This is a genomic window from Streptomyces sp. DT2A-34, from assembly GCF_030499515.1.
Classification (GTDB): domain Bacteria; phylum Actinomycetota; class Actinomycetes; order Streptomycetales; family Streptomycetaceae; genus Streptomyces.
Map to the genome: position 1 here is coordinate 43388 of NZ_JASTWJ010000002.1, position 18140 is coordinate 61527.

The window sequence follows — 18140 nt, forward strand, 5'->3', positions numbered from 1 at the left end:
AGGGGTTCTGGGTATGGCTGTCATGCGGGTGCCGTTGGCAAGGCTCAAAGGACTTGGCCGCCCGGAGCCCCGCGACGACTCGACCGCCAATTGGGAGACGCGACTCGATCGCTGCTGTAGGACAACGTCGGCGAGGTCGTCTGCGGGATTGATGTGACGACGAGCTGGCGGAGGGAACGTGCCCGAGATCTGGGCCGGGGTGGACATCGGCAAGGAACACCACCACTGCGTGGTGATCGACGCGGACGGTCAGCGGCTGCTGTCCCGCCGCGTCCTGAACGACGAGACCGAGCTGCTCCAGCTCATCGGCGACGTGCTGGAGATATCCACCGACGCGCTGTGGGCCGTCGACCTCAACCACGGCGGCGCCGCCCTGCTCATCGGCCTCCTCCTCAGCCACGGCCAGCCGATGGCCTACCTCACCGGCCTGGCGGTCCACCGCGCCTCGGCCACCTACAAGGGCGAGGGCAAGACCGACGCCAAGGACGCCTTCGTCATCGCCGACCAGGCCCGTGTCCGTCGCGATCTCGGCCTGCTGCGGCCCGGCGACGAGATCGCCGTCGATCTGCGCATCCTGACCACCAGGCGCCTGGACGTTGTCTTTGACCGCACCCGGCAGATCAACCGCCTGCGCGCCCAACTGTTGGAGATCTTCCCCGCGTTGGAACGGTCGCTGGACCTGGTCAACAAGGGCCCGGTCATGCTGCTGACCGGCTACCAGACCCCGACCGCGATCCGCCGCGCCGGCGCCAAGCGGATCGAGACCTGGCTGAAGAACCGCAAGGTCCGCGGTGCCACCGGACTGGCCCGGACAGCCGTGGATGCCGCTCAGGCACAGCTGACGGCACTGCCGGGCGAGAAGCTGGCCGCCGTCATGGTGGCCCGCCTCGCGAAGGGGGTGATGGCCCTCGATGAGGAGATCGCCGAACTCGACGCCCTGATCGAGGCCCGGTTTCGCGAGCATCCGCACGCCGAGGTGATCCGCAGCCTGCCCGGCATGGGACCGAAACTCGGCGCCGAGTTCATAACCGCCACCGGCGGCGACATGGACGCCTTCGGCAGTGCCGACCGCCTGGCCGGCTTCGCCGGCCTCGCTCCCAGACCCCGTGACTCCGGCCGTGTCAGCGGCAACCTGCGCAGGCCCAGGCGCTACCACCGAGGGTTGCAGCGGACGATGTACTTGTCGGCCATGCCCAGCCTCAAGGGCTGTCCGGCCTCGAAGGCGTTCCACCAGCGCAAGAGGAGCGAGGGGAAGGGACACAAGCAGGCCTTGCTCGCGCTCGCCCGCCGCAGGCTCAACGTCCTGTGGGCGATGCTCCGTGACGGAGAGTGCTATCAAGGTTCACCTCCCGTCACGGGAGCGGCTTGACATCACGATTGGGAAGTCCTTTCAGGGGGAGGGTGAGGGCGTGCCCGACGGCGGACAGCAGGTGCGCGGGAGTGGTACTGGCGAGGAGTTGGCGTACGGCGTAGTCGAGTCGGTCGGCCTCCCGGTCGGCGTGCTCAGCCAGGGCTCGGTGGAGGGCCTCGCGTACGAAGCGTTCGGAGGTCAGGCCTGCGCGGCGGGCGTTCCGTTGCAGGGCGGTGTGAGCGGCGAGCGGGAAGGCGACGTTGAGCAGAACGCGGCCGTGGGCGTCCGGGTAGTGGGTGGTGATCACGTCGATGGGCAGCCGGGTGGTGAGGCGCTGGCGCAGGCGGTGGGCGGCGCGTTCGTCGGTTTTGGCGTGTGCGAGGGCCATGAGGCGGGTGGCGTTGTGGTTGGCGGCGAGCGGCCAGGCTTGGGCGGCGTGGCGGAGTTCGGCCGATGTCAGGGGCCGGGTCAGCGTGATTTCCAGGGCGTGGTGGGGCATCGTCACTGGTTTCCGAGTTGGCGGCCCTCAGGGTGGGGCAGGCGGGTTCGGATGTGTGCTGCATGCTGGAGGGGGTCGAAGGGCTGCCATTCGGCCAGGGCGAGGTCGGCGGCGCCGGGGGTGGCGTCATGTTGGGGGCAGCGTTGGGCGCGCCAGCGCAGTTGCTCGCGGTAGGGCAGGTGGCCCAGGTCGTAGACGGCCATCAGTACGTCGGGCAGGGCCAGTTGGCCGTGGCGGGGTCCGGTGGGCAGCAGTCTCCAGGTGCCGGCGGGTCCGGTGAGGGCGCGGATGGGGTGGGGGCAGCGGTGACGGTGGCGGGTCTGGGCCACGCAGCGGATGTGTTCGACGGCGTGCTTGGCGAGGTAGCGGCACAGCAGCAGCTGCACGATGGGACGCTCGGGGGTGTCGGGGTCGTCTGCCTGTCCGCATGCGGGGGTCGGGGCGGGGGTGATAGCGCCGGTGTCGGTCAGGCGGCGGGTGCGGACGGCGAGTTGGCGACGGATCGCCTCGAGGTAGGGGCTGGTCTGGCAGGTGGGGGTGCGGGCCGGGCAGAGGACGGCGTGCGGGATGCGGCACCAGGGGCTGTCGTCATCGTGCGGGTGGGCGATGCCGCTGCTGAGGTGCCAGCGGCAGGATTCGGGGACGTGAGCGGCGGTCAGTTCGGCGGGGTGTAGGGCGATGGGCCGCTGGTCGGCGCGCTGGTAGAGGTCGATGCGGTTGCCGCACTGGCGGCAGCGGCCGTTTTGGCCGTGGCGCAGCAGGCGGCTGGGGCTGTTTGCGGCCACTTGGAGGGGGCGGCGAGGATGCAGGAGACGTGGGCTGCCGTCCCAGTGGCAGCCGGTGGGGGTGTGGTTGGGGCACATGGCGGGGACGGTGCCAGGCGGCACTCGTCATCGGGCACATGGCGACTGTCGTGTCCCTCGACTGGCCCTACACCCTCGAACACACGAACCAGGTGACGGTCGCGCGTTCTATGGCTGCTTGCCGTTCGGGTGATTTCTTCGGTGCCGTACTCGGCGGGAAGGGGGCGGTCTTCAGACGTCCTGTGAACCCGGTGGGGTGTGGTTGCCACAGAGGGCACCGAGCAGTTCCTGGATGGGGACGTCGAAGGCGTGCGCGAGGGCGTGCCAGGTGGTGACGTTGCCGGCGGCACGGCCGTGTTCGAGGTCGATGAGGGTGCGCCGGGCCAGGCCGCTGCGTTCGGCGAGTTGGTCGAAGGTCCAGCCGCGTTCGTCCCTCAGGCGCGCCAGCGTTACGCGCAGGGCGGTGAGGTCGGGTTCGGGCTGCAAGATCGGCACCCCATCATCCGACGGTGCAGCCACCTGCCCTGTCAGTGCGAATTTCTGCACTTTCGGCTCTGTGGGAGGGTGCGGTTTGCGGTGTGGGAATCTGCACTACTGTGCGTCCGTCTCAGGTGCCTCCGATGGAGCGCACCGGCCACGGTCGCGCTGAACGACAGGAGGGCAGCCAGCCGATGAGGCTTGCCGGTGGGCACGTCGCAGTGCGGCGTATCTGGACGGTGGAACTGCGTTCACGGGCAGGTGGGCCAAGTCTTGTCTGTGCCCACTGCACCGCGCACACCTCTCCCCTCAGGGCTGCGTCCGCGAGGTCCGCCGTCCTGGCGCATCTGGCCTGTCATGCCAGCACCGATGTGCTGCCGGGACATCTGCGGACCTGCCAGTGCCGGGAAAGAGGGTGCTCATGGCATCCGCGTCACCGCGGTTGCGCCGGCCCCGTTCTGCTTGCCCTCACCCGCGACCACAGCGGCCGCACATGGCGGCTGGCTGATGCCTGCGCCGCTTGCGCGGCTGCAACCAGTCACACTGCCATCGTGCCGGACACGGTCCTTGGGACACGCAGGCTTCGGCCTTCCAACTGCGCGTCGGCCCCCACACCCGTCAGGCCGCGGCCAGCGGCATCCCAAGAGCGGCTGCGTGTACAGGAGATGCTGACCTACCTGGCCACTGCACTGCCCAGGTTCACCTCTCCCGCCGCCCGACTGCTCGCCCTGCAGTGCGCCCTGCGCGCCGATGCCCTCGGGCACCTGCGGGTGCCGCACGGCCTGCTGCGGGGCATGCGGTTGTACGGGTGCAGAGAACTGTGGCAGGAACTGGCTCAGGCCCACTGGCTCGACCTGCCCGATCTCAAATCGGCGCCGGTGGAGGTGCAACTGCGCGATGCCACGCTCCTGGACCAGGTGCCCGGTCGCCGCACACGCCGCCACGCCGCTCACTGGGCCCTGCACCCCGCGCCATTGGCCTTGCCGGCCACCGCACCGCCAGCCATGCGTCTGACGGCACTCGTGCTCGCTGCTCACACCTGCGCTCATGACCACCGCGGCGTCGACATGGACATCCTTGCCCGCCTGTGTGGGCACTCCCCCCAGCAGACCGCGGACATGCTCGACCAACTCGTGCGCATCCGCACGCTGTCCACCTGGCGCTGCAACCGCGATTCCAACGAAGTGTTCTGGCAACTGCAGCCGCAGGCACCAACTCGGCCCGCCGCACTGCCTCGCCGGGACAGAACACCGCAGCGCTGAGACTGTCTCACGGCGAGAAGACAGCACTGGGTAGGAACAACCGGCCCTGTTTGTCCGTACCATCTGTACGCCGAGGCATCTTGCGGCACTTGCGGCTCCCCGCCGGGCCGCCGATCCCTCGCCCAAGAGGGGCAGCACTCGCATGCGGTGCAGCCCCGCAGCACGGTCATTCGCCGAGGAAAGGTCAGCATCATGCCTGAGTCAACGGCTCCCGCCACCGAACTGACATCGCAGTACGTCGCCCAGGTGACCGGTGATCTCGAACGCAACGCCAAGGAGCAGGAACGTATCAGTGCGGAGCTCGCCTCCCTGCAGGAGCAGCTTGCCGCGCTGCAGCGCGACCACACTGTGCTGGTGAACATGCGGCAGGCGCTTGGCGTCACCGAAGCGCCGGTTCAGCCTGTGGCAGAGTCCGAAAGTGCCGCAGTGCCCGCTCCGCGGCGGAAGGCTGCTGCCGCGCGTGGCGGGAAGTCCAGGACGCGGAAGCCCACAGCCGCGCAGGGAAAGGCAGCAGTCAAGAAGTCCGCGGCTAAGGCGGAGGGCGCCACGAAGGCGGCCCAGCCCACCCTGGTCGAGCTCATTCGCCGCCACCTTGTCGAGCTGAAGGAACCGCGCTCAGCTGCGGAGATCTCTGCGGCGCTCGAGCAGACCCACCCTGAGCGTCAGATCGCGACCAAGGTCGTGCGGGTCACGCTCGAAGGGCTCGTGGCCAAGAGCCAGGCGGAGCGCACCAAGCAGGGCAGGTCCGTCTTCTACACCGCCCCTGCAACCGAGTCAGCGGGTGCGTCTGACGCCGACTCGCAGTCCGAAGAGGCTGACCTCTGAAAGCCTATGCAGGGTGGCGCTGCCCCTCGCGCTGTCAGCGGGGGCGCCAGGTGCGGACCTCGAGGTGGATGATCTGAGCGTCCGGATGGATGCGTCCGGTCTCGACCAGCCACTGGTGCACGGCGGCGGTGACGTCGCCGCCCGCGGCATCCACGCGGCGGGCGAAGTCGGCGGCGTCGAAGCCGCCGGTCTGGGCGGAGCCGTAGGAGCGTTCCTCGGTGTGGTCGGCGCGCTGGATGACGTCGCGGCGGATGCCGGGTGAGTCGGTGCGGCTGCCGGAGGGGTGCATGTAGCCGGTCTTGGCTAGGCGGACGGTGAAGGCCAGGCGCAGGCCCAGGCGGGCGGCTTCGGCGATCAGGGGGCGCAGGCGGGCTGCGCCGGAGGCGATGGCCTGGGCGCTGACGCGGCCGGTGCCGGATCCGGCGGGGGTGATGAGGACGGCCTTGGTGCGGACCCGGGCGCGGGCGCCGGAGGCGGTGGTGCGTCGTTGGGTGTGGCGGGCTGCGATGGCGGTGAGTTCGGGCAGGTCGGTGATGCCGCCTGTCTCGACTGCGGCCAGGACCTGCTGGAGGGCGGGGACGAAGGCGGCGCCTTTGTTCTTGGTGTAGAACTGCGAGACCAGGGAGGGGTCGCGGTTGATGATGCAGGCGATGTCGCGTTTGGTGTAGCCGGCCTGCTGGAGCCGATTGGCCAGCTGTGCTGCCTCGTTCAACTCGCTCTGGCGTCCTGTCTGGTTGCGGCGGCGGGGCGGCATCAGGCCTCCCGTTCCGTGGTGAGGGCCGCGCGTCCGGCATCGCGCAGTGTGAGGAGTTCTTCTTCGGCGGTGGGGGCGGTGACGGGGCCGGTGAGGTGGCCGCGCAGGAGGTAGTCGCCGGGCTGGTGGTGGTAGGGCCAGTTGTGGGGCTGGGTGAGGTAGAGGGCGTCGGTGCGGAAGGCGACGACGGTGCCGGGCGGGGTGTGCAGGGCTCCGGCGTGGGTGTCGTCGTCGCGGTGGCGCTGGTAGAGGAGGGCGGCGCGGGCGCCGGACCAGATCGCGGCGGCCCATTCGGGGTGGGCGTTGGGGTCGCGGGCGAAGCCGGTGGGCTTCTGCCAGGTGATCAACTCGTCGTTGAAGCCGATGATTTCGGCGTCCGGCGGCACGTCGCGTTCCAGGCTGCGGGGGGTGGTGCCGGTGACCATGCGGGGGCGCTGGGCGAAGGCTCCGATGCCGTACAGGAGGATGGAGCGCACTGCTCGGGAGGCGAGGTGGGCGGCGCGGGCTTGCTGGGCGGCGCCGTGGAAGTGGGCCTGGGCGGAGAGGTTGGTCCAGGTCTCCTTGAGCTTTTTGGCCCAGTCGTCCAGGGGTTTGCCGTCGTCCCACAGGATGCCGTCGAGGATTTCGATCTTCCACGGCGTCAGGGGGTTGGTCAGGGCGGTGTGGATTTCTGGGCCGCCGGCCCAGGTGGTGAAGGTCGTGCCGGGTTCGGCCGGGTAGTGCCAGGCGCGGTCTCCGGGTGCGGGGGCCGGGAGGAGGCCGACGTGGTTCCAGGTGTCGGGGACGGTCACGCGGATCTGCCAGTGCCCGCACCCGTAAAGGGCGCGCATCTGCTCCTTCTGAGACCAGGCGGCGAAGGTGTGTGCGGTGATGCGGCGGGGGGTGCCGACCGGGGACTTCCAGGTGTGCTTGGCGTAGGCGAAAGTGCGGTCGTATTCGACGAGTTGGGGCAGCTGCTCCGGGACCCGGGGCGGGGTGATGAGTTCGTTGCGGCCCTGGCCTGCGGTGGCGTGCAGCAGGCCGCGTAGTTCTTCTGACAGCACGGGGAAGCCGTCGGAGTACTGGCCGCGCTGCGGGATGGTGCGGGTCCACAGGTCGCGGCCGGTCTGGGAGGGGGAGCCCATGAGGACGGCGTCGTTCCAGTGGCGGCGCAGGGCCTGCCACAGCAGCACGAATGCGTCGCGGATCGTGTGCGGGTCGTCGCCGTCGATGTCGAACCACTCCCCCACCGAGCGGATCTCCACGTGTTGCTCGCCTTTGTCGCGCTGGTAGCGGCCGACCGGGTTGCGGGCGTGGACGAAGTGTCCGGCCATGCGGTCGCGGCCGCGGCCGGTGTCGGTGCGCCAGCCGGGGGTGGGGGCGTTCAGCCAGGCGGAGACTGCGTCGCGCAGGTAGGGGTAGCGGCCGGTGTCGCGGTGCCAGGGGTCGCCGGCGGTGATGTAGATACGTTCCACGCCCTCGGGGATGGTGTGGAAGACGGCGGTGAGGATGTCTGCGGCCGACCGGTCGGCGAGGTCAAGGTGGTGGGTCTGGTTGCGGTGGACCAGGACGCCGGTGGTGGTGTCCAGGAAGACGGTGGAGCGAGCCTGCTGGGTGAAGTTCGGCCGGGTGGAGGCGAGACCCGAGGTGTGGGAGAACCAGGCATCGCCGGTGCTGTCCGCGGGGATGGAGGGCAGATCCCGCGGCGTCTCGGAGGCTCCAGGCAGCTGCGGGGCCCTCGTCTCGGCCGGGTCCGGTCGTGGAACGCGGCTGGCGGAAGCAGTGGGCTGCGGCGGGCGCGGTGCGGATTCGGCGGTGGCCTGGGCGGCGGGCGGCGTAGGCGCCTGCGGCTGCGGGTCGTTCGCGGCCAGGCTGTCGGGGGCCAGGGCCGGGGCGAGAGCGACGATGTCGGCCACACCCAGTCCGGCCGCGGGGGCGATCCGCTCGGCCTTCGCCTTCTCGTAGGAGGCCAGCTGGATGATCCGCTTGTCACGGTCCGCTTCCTGCTTCGCCAGGGTGGCCCGGGTCTTCTTGATCTGGTCCCGCACGGCGCGCAGATCGGCAAGCGCGGTGCTGTAGCTCTGTGCGTCCATCGGGTGTTCCTTGTCCGGACCGTTCAGCGGGCGGTGGTGTGGGTGGTGACGTAGGCGATGGCCCCGCCCGAGTGGGAGGCGAGTCTGGTGCCCAGCAGTAGCTCGGCGAGCCGGCGGTCGCTGTCGAGGGTAGAAGTGATCGAGGTGTGGGGGGTGGTCAGGTCGGTGACGTAGCCGGCCAGGCGGGCGTCAGGGAAGGCATGACGGCCCTCGGCGTTCTTCTCCCAGTGCTGGAGCCCGGTCAGCACCGCCACCACATAGCCGGACAAGGTGACCGGCAGCACTCCCCCGCCCGCGACGCTCGCCGCGTCGCACCGCCACCAGCCGCGCAGGGCCTTCAAAAGGCTGTCGGGAGCGAGGCCGGCGGCGAAGCCGATCCAGTCGCGGTCAGGATCGTCGGCAGGCTGGGCAGTGTCCACGCGCAAGACAGCGACCTCCTGGCTGTCCAGGTGGTGCAGGGGGGCGTCGCGGCGCGCGCTGAGGGCCTGCACGGCGCTGAGGGGGATCATGACGCGCACTCCGCGGCGGGAGAGGCCGGGGATCAGTCCGGCATGCACGAGGCGCCGGAAGGTCGTGACGGCGCAGCCGAGCTCTTCGGCCGCCTGCCCGGTCGTCAACAGCATCCGCACCATCCCCCTTGTTCATGCGAACTCTGATATCTGATTCGGAATGTAAATTACTCAGTCAGTGAAAGGGCGTCAAACTCCCACCGTGGACGCTGGAGAACGCGCCCCTGGCAGGCCCCCGCCTCGATGGGGCGGCGGGCGTTGCGATCTGCGGACCGTGTTCTGGGTTCTACGGCGCATGCTCGGTGACCTGCGTCTGGTGGTCGTCAGGCTGCACCCTGGCAGACGCCTTGGGCGTGCTGACCGCCCCCGGGCCGCCACCTGCCGTTTTCCGGCTCGTTGTGCCAGGTGTTCGCGGGCGTGGGGCAGATCGAGGTGCACAATGCCGGGGTGGCGCTGGGGTGTTACGGCGGGAGCGTCGCTTCTGATCGCGGCCGGTATGGCCGCTATGTGGGTGTGGCGCGGTGTGGAGTATGCCGGCAACGCCGCTTCCGTCCTGGGAGCCTGGGCCGCCGTTGCCGCTCTGATCGTGTGGGCGCGGCAGAACTCCGGCACGCAAGTCCCGCCGACTGGGGAGCAACTCGACGCTGCCGAGCATGCACTGGGCCGTGCGGTTGAACACGTCTGGGCGCGGGAGGTGGCCCTGCGCCAGTTGGAAGATCCCCGGCCCTTGGAAGTGCGGTGGAACGACACGCCGCGTGGCCTGTCCGATCACCCCGCCCTGATCGGAGAGGGCCTGGTTTGCGGCACGGATGATGCCAGCGGTGCGGCTGCGGCCTTTCGCCGGTTGCCGCGGCGTCGACTTGCCATCCTGGGCCCTGCCGGATCGGGGAAGACAACGCTGGCTGCACTTCTCGTCCTCGTTCTGCTGCGCACTCGCCAACCGGGCGAACCGGTGCCCGTGATCCTGTCACTCTCCTCGGACGTGCTGGAGCACTCTCACCTCAGAACCTGGTTACTGCAGAAGATCGTCTCCGAGTATCCGGCCCTTCGCGATACAGGGGCGTACGGGCCAGATGCCGTAGGTGAGTTGCTTGCCTCCCGTCGCGTTCTGCCGGTCCTCGACGGCCTCGACGAGATTCCCTCCCGATTCCAGGCACGTGTCTTCAGCATGCTCAACGAGGCTCTTGGGGACGGCAGCCCTCTGGTGCTGACCTGCCGTACTGCTGCCTACGAGCAGGCGGTAGCCGAGTGTCGCGACGTTCTCAACGGAACCGCTGTCATCGAGCCCGAGCCTGTCACCAGCGGGTCGGCAGCAGACTTTCTGATGCTGGCCGCCGCTCCCGGTGACCTGCAACCAGGCTGGCGGACGTTGGCCCGCCGTCTGCGTGCGGAACCGCGCAGCCCGGTGGCTCTCGCCTTGCAAAGCCCCCTCAATGTGTCGCTGGTTCGCCTTGTATATGGGCCGGCGAACCGGTCCGCCCCCGATGAGCTCACCGACACTGCCCGCTTCCCCGACCCGGACAGCATCGCTTCACACCTGCTCGCCGAGGTCGTACCGGCGCTCATCTCCCGGGACGCTCAGCATCCCCGCACACCAAGCGCCCGCCAGCTTGACCACATGCCACGGTGGCTCACTCACCTCGCTGCCCACCTGCAGTCCCGGGGCACCTACGACTTCGCCTGGTGGGAGCTGTATCGGGCAAACCCCGCGCTCGCCCGCACGCTGCCCCGCGCCTTGCTGCTGGCGCTTGCCGTGTTCCTGGTTCAGGCCCTCATTGACGCGGCTGATCCAGAGCGATGGGCCAACGCTTCGCTGTCCGAGTCCCTGCAATGGCTCACGCTGCGACCGCTTCCGCATACGGTCACCGTCTTCCTGCTGGCGTGCACAGCGCCCTGGCTCTACCGGATCATCCGTCGGGCTGGGCTGTTGGCCCCCGGGGTGGCCGTGTTAGCCGGCTGCATCGCCGGGATCGTGTATGGCAGCCTGTACATCGCGGTCCGCATTCCATTGATCGAGCCCACCTACCCGCCAAACCCATGGATCGTGATCAATCGCATGGCATGGGGTGCACTCCCCTACACACTGACTCTGCTGGCGGTCGGTGCTCCGCGCCCGCCTGCTCTCCCCACACAGGCTCGGCTCAGGATGCACGGGCGCGGAAGACAACTCATGGCCGAGTTGGCTTCCGTGCCTGCGGCCTCCGTTGGCCTCGGCCTTCTCTTCAACGTCGTGCCGTTCCTGTTCCTGCTCCCCCACATCGGGTTCGCGGAGGTCTTGGGCAAGATCTCGGCTGACACCACGCCGCTCCTCTTGGGCGGCTTCGTCGCCGCCGGTCTGGCGCTGCTGCGGTTCATCCGTGTGCCCCTGGCCACAGACGGCAGTGCCACACCAGAGTCCGCTCTCGCGGCCGACCGACGATACGCTGCAGCAATCATGCTCGTCCCAGCAGCCGCTCTGATGCTGCTGCAGTCACTGCTTGGTGCGCCTCTGCCTCTTTTTGGTTCCTGGGACAACATGCTCGATGGGGCGCGGACGGCGGGCTGGCAGCTGCTGGCCATGGTATTAGTCGGGATCATCTTGGCACTATCCACGACCAGTTGGGGATACTTCACCGCCGCTCGGCTCCAACTCTTCACGCGTAAACGACTGCCCCTGCGCACCATGCGGTTCCTCACGAAGGCCCATCGTTTGGGCATCCTGCGCCGCGTCGGGCCGGTCTACCAGTTTCGTCACGCACTGCTTCAGGACCATTTGGCGGCTCACCCGGGAAGCCGGGGCGGCGTGCCGGGCAGCGGTGCAACCTCCAGCCCCACCCGCGGAGCACCGTCTTCCTCTACCGCCGATGGCCTGACCTGACCGAACGGCAGGCGGGGAACCAGGTTCCGCAGCGGTGCGCCGGAGCGGACGAGTTGGAGTTCTGGGCGTGAGACGAGGACTCGGTTGTTCCCTGGCGGCCCGGCTGGCGTGCGGTGCCACGTCCTGATGTCCCAGCGTCATACGGGCGATGGCCGGTGCGCTGGTGCGGGCGATACGGACGTGCATACGGTAGGCGCTCGGCGGGGGCGGTTCAGCGGCTGACCCGTCCATGGAAGCGCGTTGGGCAGTGGGTGCTGTCGCGGTGTGCGTGGCCCACGGCCAACGAACTGCTCGCCACAGGGTTTCCCAGGCGCGCCTGCGTCGCGGTCAGCTGTTGGATGCAACCGGGGGCGTGCGTGCGCCCATGGGCGCGCCGGAGTGTGCCCCATCTGATTTTTCACGCGCAGGGAAACGCTGCATCAGAAAGCTCGCGACCAGAAGCGGTCAATTTCGATCACGCATTGCCGCATTCCGGTTCAGTGCAGCCCTATTCGAGCAGATCCTTGCTTGCCGAGGATTTTTCGCACATCGATGCGGCCGGATCTTCCGTTAATGCCTCACTCTGTTGGCCGTGCGATCCACAGGCGCGCTAAGGTCACGCCAATGGGGGCCCTGGCCCTAAGGATGGCACCAACAGACCAGGACCCCTCCGCATTTTGACCAGCCGTCAATTCCGTGAGGAGAAAGATGACCGACCCCAATGTCGTCCACGGCACCGTGGTGTCCCGGACGCGCCTGGACGGTAGCAATACCGGCCGGTATTACGCACGCCTGCGTGCCTTCGCTGTCACGGTCAGCTTGGGCCCTGTCGTGGTGCTGGCTTTGTCCTTTGTCCTGCCGTCCGCCGGCCAGTGGCCCGCTGCCGCATGCGTGGCGTTCGCCGCTGTAGCAGCGGCAGCAGCGCGCACCTCGCGGATCGAATTCCTCTGGGCACAACTGGACTGACCCGGCCTCCGGGTGGGCTGGTCCGTGAAAGCCGCCGCCAGCCCGCCCGGACCCGGTGTTCAGAAGTGTCAGCGGGTGCTGCCCGCTCTTGTGGGAAACAGGAGAAGGATTTCGAACGTGACGACTGATCCGTCGCAGCGGCCGGAGCAGTGTCCGGTGTGTGAGGGCCCACTGGTGCAGAACATCGGGGCCGGGCGGCGTCGCCGCTACTGCAGCACGACCTGCCGTCGGCGGGCCCAGCGCAACCGGCAGGCGCGCAAGACCCCGGCCGTCGCCGCCCTGCAGGGACCTTTGGGCGGTCCGGTGGCGGCGGAAGTCCGCCGCCTGGCACAGCAGTTGCTGGACAGCGAGATGCGCCAGGAGGAACTGGGCACCCTGCTGGAGAGGGCCGAAGCGATTCGCCGGGAGCTGGATATCTATACCGCGGCTGCGGTGCAAGATGCCCGCCACCGGGGTGAGAAATGGGAGTCGGTAGCCAGAGACGCACACGTCGCTCCGGAGACAGCGCGCGCACGATGGGCACCCGAGCGGGTAACCCGGATGATGGACCTCCACGCCAACGAGAAACGGGCCGCCCCCGCCCGGTGGCGTGGTTCTCAGCCCGCACGGCTCGCCGATGCCCCGGAGGACACGGTCAGCGGCCCAGGCGCTGAAGTGATCTCTCCCGTCGGCCAGTTGGCGTCGGCACTGACGCATCTGCACGCGGCCAGCGGATTGTCGATCCGGGAAGTGGCCGACTCCACGATGCTCTCGCCGTCGTTCATCTCTCGCGTCTTGTCGGGAGACCGCCTGCCGACCTGGGATCTCACGTGCTCGCTGGCGGTCCTCTTCGGTGCTGATCCGGCCGAACTGCGTGTGCTGTTCGAGGCGGCGCACGATATGACGGCGCCCGGGCGCCAGCCTGTTGCGGCCGCCATCGCGCAGTTGCACGCCGCAGTGCGGGGACTGTACCTGGCGGCAAAGTCTCCTCCTGCGGAACGGATCGAGCGCCTCAGCTCGAAAACGGTGAGCGCGCTTACGGCGCGCCGTGTCCTGGCAGGCATCGACGTCCCGGAATGGGAAGTGCTGGCCGCTCTCGTGTACGCGCTGGGGGGTCGACCGCTCGATTTCAAGCCGTTGTGGGAAGCGGTGCATTACACGTTCCTGATGTGCGATGACCCCCGTCTACCGGAAGGCACGGCGCACATCGCCGTGCCGGAAGAGGGGCCGTGAGCGACCCCCGCCCTGCGCCCCGCTCCAGGGAGTCAGCACCGGCAACCGTCATCGCACGGCGGCCCGCTTCCGCCCAAGTGCAGGATCATCGGGCCCCGCGCACTGCGCTTGCGGCCTATACCGCCTTCCGTGAACGCCACTACGAGCCGTACCTGCAGTACGCCTCGTTGCGGATCGGCCGACGCGGGGCGGCCGAAGGGGCCGTCACCGCCGCGTTCACCGAGCTGGCGGTGTCCTGGACGGTGATTCTGGGCAGTGCCGGCCCTGCCGCATGCGCCTGGCGCATCCTGCACGACCACGTCGACCGCGCGCTGGGATGTGGTCCAACCGCCGTTCCGGACAGTCAGGTTGTGCAAGGGCTGCAGCATGACGCGCACTTCCTGCACGAGCAGATGCACCTGAGCCGTGACCGCATCGCCGAGGTACTCGGGATACGCCCGGGGGACCTTCCCAGTCTGCCGCCGCGCTCCCCCGAGGAGTGATTTTCCGACCGTTGCACGGTGTGCCACTGCGATCTATCTCTACACTCCGTAATTGAGGGCGCACGCTACCGGGGCGTGTGGGGGCAGGGGGAGAACGCGCGTGAGCTTGCCGTACGGGGTGGACGTCACGATTCCGAGTGTGGCCCGCATGTACGACAGCCTCCTGGGCGGGCAGGACAACTACCCCGCGGACCGCGCGGCCTGCGAAGAGCTACTCAAACACGTCCCCAGCATGCGGGAACTCGCGCTGAACAACCGGGAGTTCCTGCGCCGTGTGGTGCATGTACTCGCCGCCGAATACGGCATCCGGCAGTTCATCGACCACGGTTCAGGGCTGCCGACCCAGGACAACGTCCACGAGATCGCCCAGCGAGTGGACCCCTCCAGCCGGGTGGTGTACATCGACAACGATCCCATCGTCCGCACCATCGGCGGCGTGCTCCTGGCGAGCAATGCGAACACAGCCGTTCTTCAGGCGGACATGCGAGACACCGATGAAATCTTCGCCAGCGAACCGGTGGGCCGGCTCATTAATCTCAATGAGCCGGTGGCGGCGCTCTTCGTGTCGGTACTGCATTGCATCCCGGACAGCGACCGGCCGGCGGAGCTGGTCGCCCGGGTCGCGGACCGGCTGCCGGCCGGGAGCATGATGGTGGTCTGCCAGCTCGTCAGCGATTCCGCCCAAGTCCGTGACTTCGTCAGCCGCTTCATGGACGAGCAGACCCAGGGCCACTGGGGGCGGGTGCGGGAGAAGCAGGACGTGGCCGACTTCTGCACGCCTTTGGATGTGGTCGACCCGGGCCTGGTGGAGGTCTCCACGTGGCGGCCCGGCCACGACGACGTGCCCTCTCAGCTCAGTTGGGAGTGGGAGGAGTACGGCGGCGTGGGCTTCGTCAGGCGCTGAGCCCGCACCGACGCGCGCTCATCACAGGCGCATGCCGTATCACCGCCAGGCGGCCAGTGCCTGCTCCAGCAGCGCCGGTGTCTGCTCGGCCGGGTTGGCCACTCCGCACAGATTGTTCAGGATGGCCTGGTAGCGCTCGGACTCCGAGGGCTTCTCCCGGTAGAGGGCTCCTTCGTATTGCTCGAGGTAGACCATGTCGGGCAGGTACTCCGGAGTGAAGAATCGCAGATGCACGATCGGGTGCCCGATGGCCCCGGCAGCGCCCACCGTCAGCGGAGCGATCTGGAGGTTGAGCCGGTAGGGCAGTTCCTCCAGCAACGCGATCAGGTGCTTGATCTGCCGGTACATCACCCCGGGTGTGCCGACCCGGCGGCGGAACACCTCCGAGTCCATCACGGCCAGCAGGATCGGCGGGGACACGGCTCGCCGCAGCATCTCGATGCGCTGCATCCGCAGGGCCACGCGTTCCGCGATTTCCCCCGCCGGCTTTGTCGGATGGACGGCCCGGATCACAATCTCGGCGTACTCCTCGGTCTGCAGCCAGCCCGGCACCAGTTGAGGCTCGTAGGAGATGATGCGGCGAGCGGCAGGCTCCATGCCCAGCAGCGGGCGAAGGTCGAGAGGGGCTGCATTGGCGTAGGGCTGCCACGCCTCCGGTTTGGCTGCTTCCCGGACCAGGTCGGCAATCCTGGCGTGCTCGAGCGGATCACTGATCCCGTAGGTGTCCAGGAGCCGCTCGACCTCAGCGGGTTTCAGGGCTGTCCGGCCGGTTTCTATGCGGCTGATGGATGCTTCGGAGGCGTGGATGCACCGAGCGGCCTGCCGGGCCCCGATCCCTGCGTGGTCGCGGCAGCGTCGCAGGTGCCCGGCAAGGGCTTTGCGATGCGCTGCCGGGCCCCATTCTGGGCGGTGGGGAAATCCGAGGATCGACGGCGCCTTCGGGTCGGCTGCCATACGGGCACTCCTATTGTGCTGTTGAGTGGCCCGATTATGGCAGCCGACCTTCGAACGTGTCAGCAAGTGGCCATATCTCTACTCTCGGTCACGAGAGGGTGAAGTCGAACTCGCCGTCCTTGACGCCGCCGAGGAAGGCCGCGATCTCCTCGCGTGTATAGACGAGGACGGGGCCGTCCGGGAACCTCGAATTGCGCATCGCCACGTCCCCGCTGGAAAGACGGGCGAGTTCCACGCAGTTGCCGTTTCCCCCACTGTGACGGCTCTTACGCCAGCGTGCCCCTTCGATCGCGCCTGCACTGGCACCGTTTTCCACCGGCTGCATACCTCACCCTGCCCCTCCGAGTCGCGCCCGACGCCAGCCAGTGGTTGCCCTTCCATGACTGACAGTCGGTTCGACTGTCCGTGCGAATATCGCGGCTCTGCAATTGCAGAGCCGCGCTTGCAGGAACGAGGAGCGGGCCGGAATAGTGACGGTCAAGACGGCATGTCGTGCTTAAACGCACGGCACCAGACTCCGGGGGACGGACGATGACGCCACGGCGTGAGGGCACATTCCAGCCACAGTCCACGTCTGCCGTAACTGACGACCGAAGACCAGAGCTGCTGTTTCTCGGCGAGCCCCTGGCCTCCACGCCCAACCTCGCCGTCCGTTCAGGCCTGGGCAGCACGCCCTTCGCCGCCCGCCGGATCCCTGTTGCCTCCATCCACTGCTGCTACATTGCACGGCAGTTCACCCGGCAGACCGTGCGCCGCTGGAATCTGCACAGCATCTGCGACGACGCGGTCCAGATCGCCTCCGAGCTCGTCGCCAACGCCGTCCGCCACGGCCGGCCCGACACGGACACGACGGACGATCCGCAAGCCGGGGTATGGCTGGCCTTGGCCCTGCGCCCGCACACTCTCCTGTGCGTCGTCCGCGATCCCAGCCAACTCCGCCCCAGACTCACCGCTCCTCAGCCCCTGGCCGAACGCCACCGCGGCCTGCCCATCGTGAACGCCCTCAGCAACACCTGGGGCTGGACCACAGACGCTCAAGCCCGGGGGAAATCCGTCTGGGCGCGGGTGACACTGCCCGCCGCGTAAGCCGTGACCGCGGTCCAGAACGTTTGCGGGATCTGGATGTAGCGGTGCAGCAGCACACCGAGGTCGCTGGTCTCCTTCTCCTTCTTCGCGGCCGCGCCCGGGGCGGTCCAGGACTCTCCGCGGCCGTTCTCGTCCAGGACGGTGACGAGGCTGAGTCGGCCAGTGCGCCGCACGTCGATGAAGCGGTGCTCCTCCAGCCAGGCCTGTGCGTCTGGCTTCGATCACTTCTTGCGACAGCGTTTGTTGACGAGTTCTGACGTCGTCGTCCGGCCGAAGACTCCGCGGTTCGTCACGAGTTTTGAAGGCACCTGCCCATGCAGCCGAGTCGTGTCGGCGGCTCGCAACAGGGCTGCCACAAGGTTTCAAGATCGCTTGACCTTGCCCCAGAGGGAAGGGCGACAGTGTCTCCGTAGATCACACGAGCGAGCGGTGTGCGCTCGCCAGCCGGGCTGGACGAAGAGGGGGAGTTCGAGTGACGGCGACCTGCGTCATTCTCGATATCGGTGGCGTGCTGGAGATCACGCCGGAAACGGGGTGTGTGCAGCGGTGGGAAGAGCGGCTGGGGTTGCCGTTCGGCACTGTGCATGAGCGGATGCGCGACGTGTGGCAAGCCGGGAGCGTCGGGAGTATCAGTGAACGAGAGGTTCACGAGCAGGTGGCAGCACGCTTGGGGCTCGACGCGCCCCAGGTTGAAGCCTTCATGGCTGATCTCTGGGCGGAGTACCTGGGAACGCCTAACGAGGAGCTCATCGCTTACGTGCGTGGGCTGCGAGGAAGCTGCAGGCTGGGCATCCTAAGTAACAGCTTCGTTGGTGCCCGGGAACGGGAGACCGCGCTGTATCACTTCGACGAACTGGTCGAGCAAATCGTGTACTCGCACGAGATCGGCATCGAGAAGCCGGACCCGCGTGCCTTCGAGACCGTATGTGCCAGCCTGGAGGTGCGGCCGGAGAGCTGTCTGTTCATCGACGATCTCGCAGTAAATGTTGAGGCTGCTCAGGCGGCGGGCATGCAGGCGCATCTGTTCCAGGACAATGCCCGGACGATTACGCGCATCGCAGCTCATCTGGACGCTGGTCCCCGGGTTGGAGGGCCTGTTCCGCTCGGATGATGTCGGCCTGGCCGACCTTTAACGGTTGCCGGCCAGG

At 68.3% G+C, this 18140-nt stretch carries 19 protein-coding genes; 10 read left to right on the forward strand and 9 right to left on the reverse strand.

From position 1 onward, the window contains the following. Nucleotides 1-178 precede the first annotated feature (178 nt). Nucleotides 179-1369: an IS110 family transposase gene (locus tag QQM39_RS45570; RefSeq protein WP_302004002.1), complete on the forward strand. Its 1191-nt coding sequence runs from the start codon at nucleotides 179-181 to the stop codon at nucleotides 1367-1369. Here the strand turns inward: QQM39_RS45570 and QQM39_RS45575 are convergent. From QQM39_RS45575 to QQM39_RS45585, 3 genes are all read right to left on the reverse strand, one after another. After that, entirely contained in the window at nucleotides 1353-1856 is a 504-nt protein-coding gene (locus tag QQM39_RS45575; protein WP_302004003.1) for a hypothetical protein, read from the reverse strand. The genes QQM39_RS45570 and QQM39_RS45575 overlap by 17 nt on opposite strands. After that, complete coding sequence (locus QQM39_RS45580) at nucleotides 1853-2713, reverse strand: DUF6083 domain-containing protein (protein WP_302004004.1); 861 nt, start codon at nucleotides 2711-2713, stop codon at nucleotides 1853-1855. Before QQM39_RS45580 ends, QQM39_RS45575 begins: the two co-directional genes overlap by 4 nt. A 171-nt stretch (nucleotides 2714-2884) precedes the next feature. Further along, nucleotides 2885-3148: a helix-turn-helix transcriptional regulator gene (locus QQM39_RS45585; protein WP_302004005.1), complete on the reverse strand. Its 264-nt coding sequence runs from the start codon at nucleotides 3146-3148 to the stop codon at nucleotides 2885-2887. A 647-nt stretch (nucleotides 3149-3795) separates the two neighbouring features. Between QQM39_RS45585 and QQM39_RS45590 the strand changes: the two genes are divergently transcribed. Together QQM39_RS45590 and QQM39_RS45595 are read left to right on the forward strand one after the other, a co-directional pair. After that, nucleotides 3796-4392, forward strand: a complete 597-nt coding sequence (locus QQM39_RS45590) for a hypothetical protein (protein ID WP_302004006.1) — start codon at nucleotides 3796-3798, stop codon at nucleotides 4390-4392. Nucleotides 4393-4584: 192 nt separating this feature from the next. Continuing rightward, complete coding sequence (locus QQM39_RS45595) at nucleotides 4585-5217, forward strand: hypothetical protein (protein ID WP_302004007.1); 633 nt, start codon at nucleotides 4585-4587, stop codon at nucleotides 5215-5217. A 34-nt stretch (nucleotides 5218-5251) separates the two neighbouring features. Here QQM39_RS45595 and QQM39_RS45600 read toward each other — a convergent pair whose 3' ends face one another. From QQM39_RS45600 to QQM39_RS45610, 3 genes are read right to left on the reverse strand one after another with little or no spacing between them, the layout of a single operon-like run. Continuing rightward, entirely contained in the window at nucleotides 5252-5971 is a 720-nt protein-coding gene (locus tag QQM39_RS45600; RefSeq protein WP_302004008.1) for a helix-turn-helix domain containing protein, read from the reverse strand. Further along, entirely contained in the window at nucleotides 5971-8043 is a 2073-nt protein-coding gene (locus QQM39_RS45605) for a hypothetical protein (protein ID WP_302004009.1), read from the reverse strand. The genes QQM39_RS45600 and QQM39_RS45605 overlap by 1 nt, the downstream gene beginning before the upstream one ends. A 23-nt stretch (nucleotides 8044-8066) precedes the next feature. Then, nucleotides 8067-8666 (reverse strand): helix-turn-helix domain-containing protein, encoded by a 600-nt coding sequence (locus tag QQM39_RS45610; protein ID WP_302004011.1) that lies wholly within the window; start codon nucleotides 8664-8666, stop codon nucleotides 8067-8069. A 472-nt stretch (nucleotides 8667-9138) separates the two neighbouring features. Here QQM39_RS45610 and QQM39_RS45615 point away from each other — a divergent pair, with 472 nt between their 5' ends. From QQM39_RS45615 to QQM39_RS45635, 5 genes are all read left to right on the forward strand, one after another. Continuing rightward, nucleotides 9139-11409 carry an NACHT domain-containing protein gene (locus QQM39_RS45615; RefSeq protein ID WP_302004012.1) on the forward strand — a complete coding sequence of 757 codons (2271 nt, stop codon included), beginning with the start codon at nucleotides 9139-9141 and terminating at the stop codon, nucleotides 11407-11409. Nucleotides 11410-12096: 687 nt separating this feature from the next. Then, nucleotides 12097-12354: a hypothetical protein gene (locus QQM39_RS45620; protein WP_302004013.1), complete on the forward strand. Its 258-nt coding sequence runs from the start codon at nucleotides 12097-12099 to the stop codon at nucleotides 12352-12354. Nucleotides 12355-12471: 117 nt separating this feature from the next. Continuing rightward, on the forward strand, nucleotides 12472-13566 hold the full coding sequence (locus tag QQM39_RS45625) for a helix-turn-helix transcriptional regulator (RefSeq protein ID WP_302004014.1): 1095 nt from the start codon (nucleotides 12472-12474) through the stop codon (nucleotides 13564-13566). Continuing rightward, nucleotides 13563-14048 (forward strand): hypothetical protein, encoded by a 486-nt coding sequence (locus QQM39_RS45630; protein WP_302004015.1) that lies wholly within the window; start codon nucleotides 13563-13565, stop codon nucleotides 14046-14048. Before QQM39_RS45625 ends, QQM39_RS45630 begins: the two co-directional genes overlap by 4 nt. A 100-nt stretch (nucleotides 14049-14148) precedes the next feature. After that, nucleotides 14149-14952, forward strand: coding sequence for an SAM-dependent methyltransferase (locus tag QQM39_RS45635; protein ID WP_302004016.1), 804 nt, complete (start codon nucleotides 14149-14151; stop codon nucleotides 14950-14952). A gap of 39 nt (nucleotides 14953-14991) precedes the next feature. Here the strand turns inward: QQM39_RS45635 and QQM39_RS45640 are convergent, their stop codons facing one another. Both QQM39_RS45640 and QQM39_RS45645 read right to left on the reverse strand, forming a co-directional pair. Continuing rightward, nucleotides 14992-15906, reverse strand: a complete 915-nt coding sequence (locus QQM39_RS45640; RefSeq protein WP_302004017.1) for a helix-turn-helix transcriptional regulator — start codon at nucleotides 15904-15906, stop codon at nucleotides 14992-14994. Nucleotides 15907-15994: 88 nt separating this feature from the next. Then, complete coding sequence (locus QQM39_RS45645) at nucleotides 15995-16231, reverse strand: DUF397 domain-containing protein (RefSeq protein WP_302004018.1); 237 nt, start codon at nucleotides 16229-16231, stop codon at nucleotides 15995-15997. Between the two features lie 206 nt (nucleotides 16232-16437). Here QQM39_RS45645 and QQM39_RS45650 point away from each other — a divergent pair, with 206 nt between their 5' ends. Beyond that, nucleotides 16438-16992: an ATP-binding protein gene (locus tag QQM39_RS45650; protein WP_302004019.1), complete on the forward strand. Its 555-nt coding sequence runs from the start codon at nucleotides 16438-16440 to the stop codon at nucleotides 16990-16992. Here QQM39_RS45650 and QQM39_RS45655 read toward each other — a convergent pair. After that, a complete protein-coding gene (locus QQM39_RS45655) occupies nucleotides 16941-17165 on the reverse strand; it encodes a hypothetical protein (RefSeq protein ID WP_302004020.1) in 225 nt (74 codons plus the stop codon). The two genes, QQM39_RS45650 and QQM39_RS45655, sit on opposite strands and share 52 nt — an antisense overlap. 299 nt (nucleotides 17166-17464) lie before the next feature. Between QQM39_RS45655 and QQM39_RS45660 the strand changes: the two genes are divergently transcribed. Beyond that, nucleotides 17465-18103: an HAD family phosphatase gene (locus QQM39_RS45660; RefSeq protein ID WP_302004021.1), complete on the forward strand. Its 639-nt coding sequence runs from the start codon at nucleotides 17465-17467 to the stop codon at nucleotides 18101-18103. Nucleotides 18104-18140: the final 37 nt, after the last annotated feature.

Bases quoted from the DNA above. Each gene is read 5' to 3' on its own strand.
- QQM39_RS45650 (WP_302004019.1), top strand. From the start codon at position 16,438: ATGACGCCACGGCGTGAGGGCACATTCCAGCCACAGTCCACGTCTGCC.
- QQM39_RS45640 (WP_302004017.1), bottom strand. From the start codon at position 15,906: ATGGCAGCCGACCCGAAGGCGCCGTCGATCCTCGGATTTCCCCACCGC.
- QQM39_RS45610 (WP_302004011.1), bottom strand. From the start codon at position 8,666: ATGCTGTTGACGACCGGGCAGGCGGCCGAAGAGCTCGGCTGCGCCGTC.
- QQM39_RS45645 (WP_302004018.1), bottom strand. From the start codon at position 16,231: ATGCAGCCGGTGGAAAACGGTGCCAGTGCAGGCGCGATCGAAGGGGCA.
- QQM39_RS45605 (WP_302004009.1), bottom strand. From the start codon at position 8,043: ATGGACGCACAGAGCTACAGCACCGCGCTTGCCGATCTGCGCGCCGTG.
- QQM39_RS45590 (WP_302004006.1), top strand. From the start codon at position 3,796: ATGCTGACCTACCTGGCCACTGCACTGCCCAGGTTCACCTCTCCCGCC.
- QQM39_RS45620 (WP_302004013.1), top strand. From the start codon at position 12,097: ATGACCGACCCCAATGTCGTCCACGGCACCGTGGTGTCCCGGACGCGC.
- QQM39_RS45580 (WP_302004004.1), bottom strand. From the start codon at position 2,713: ATGTGCCCCAACCACACCCCCACCGGCTGCCACTGGGACGGCAGCCCA.
- QQM39_RS45600 (WP_302004008.1), bottom strand. From the start codon at position 5,971: ATGCCGCCCCGCCGCCGCAACCAGACAGGACGCCAGAGCGAGTTGAAC.
- QQM39_RS45595 (WP_302004007.1), top strand. From the start codon at position 4,585: ATGCCTGAGTCAACGGCTCCCGCCACCGAACTGACATCGCAGTACGTC.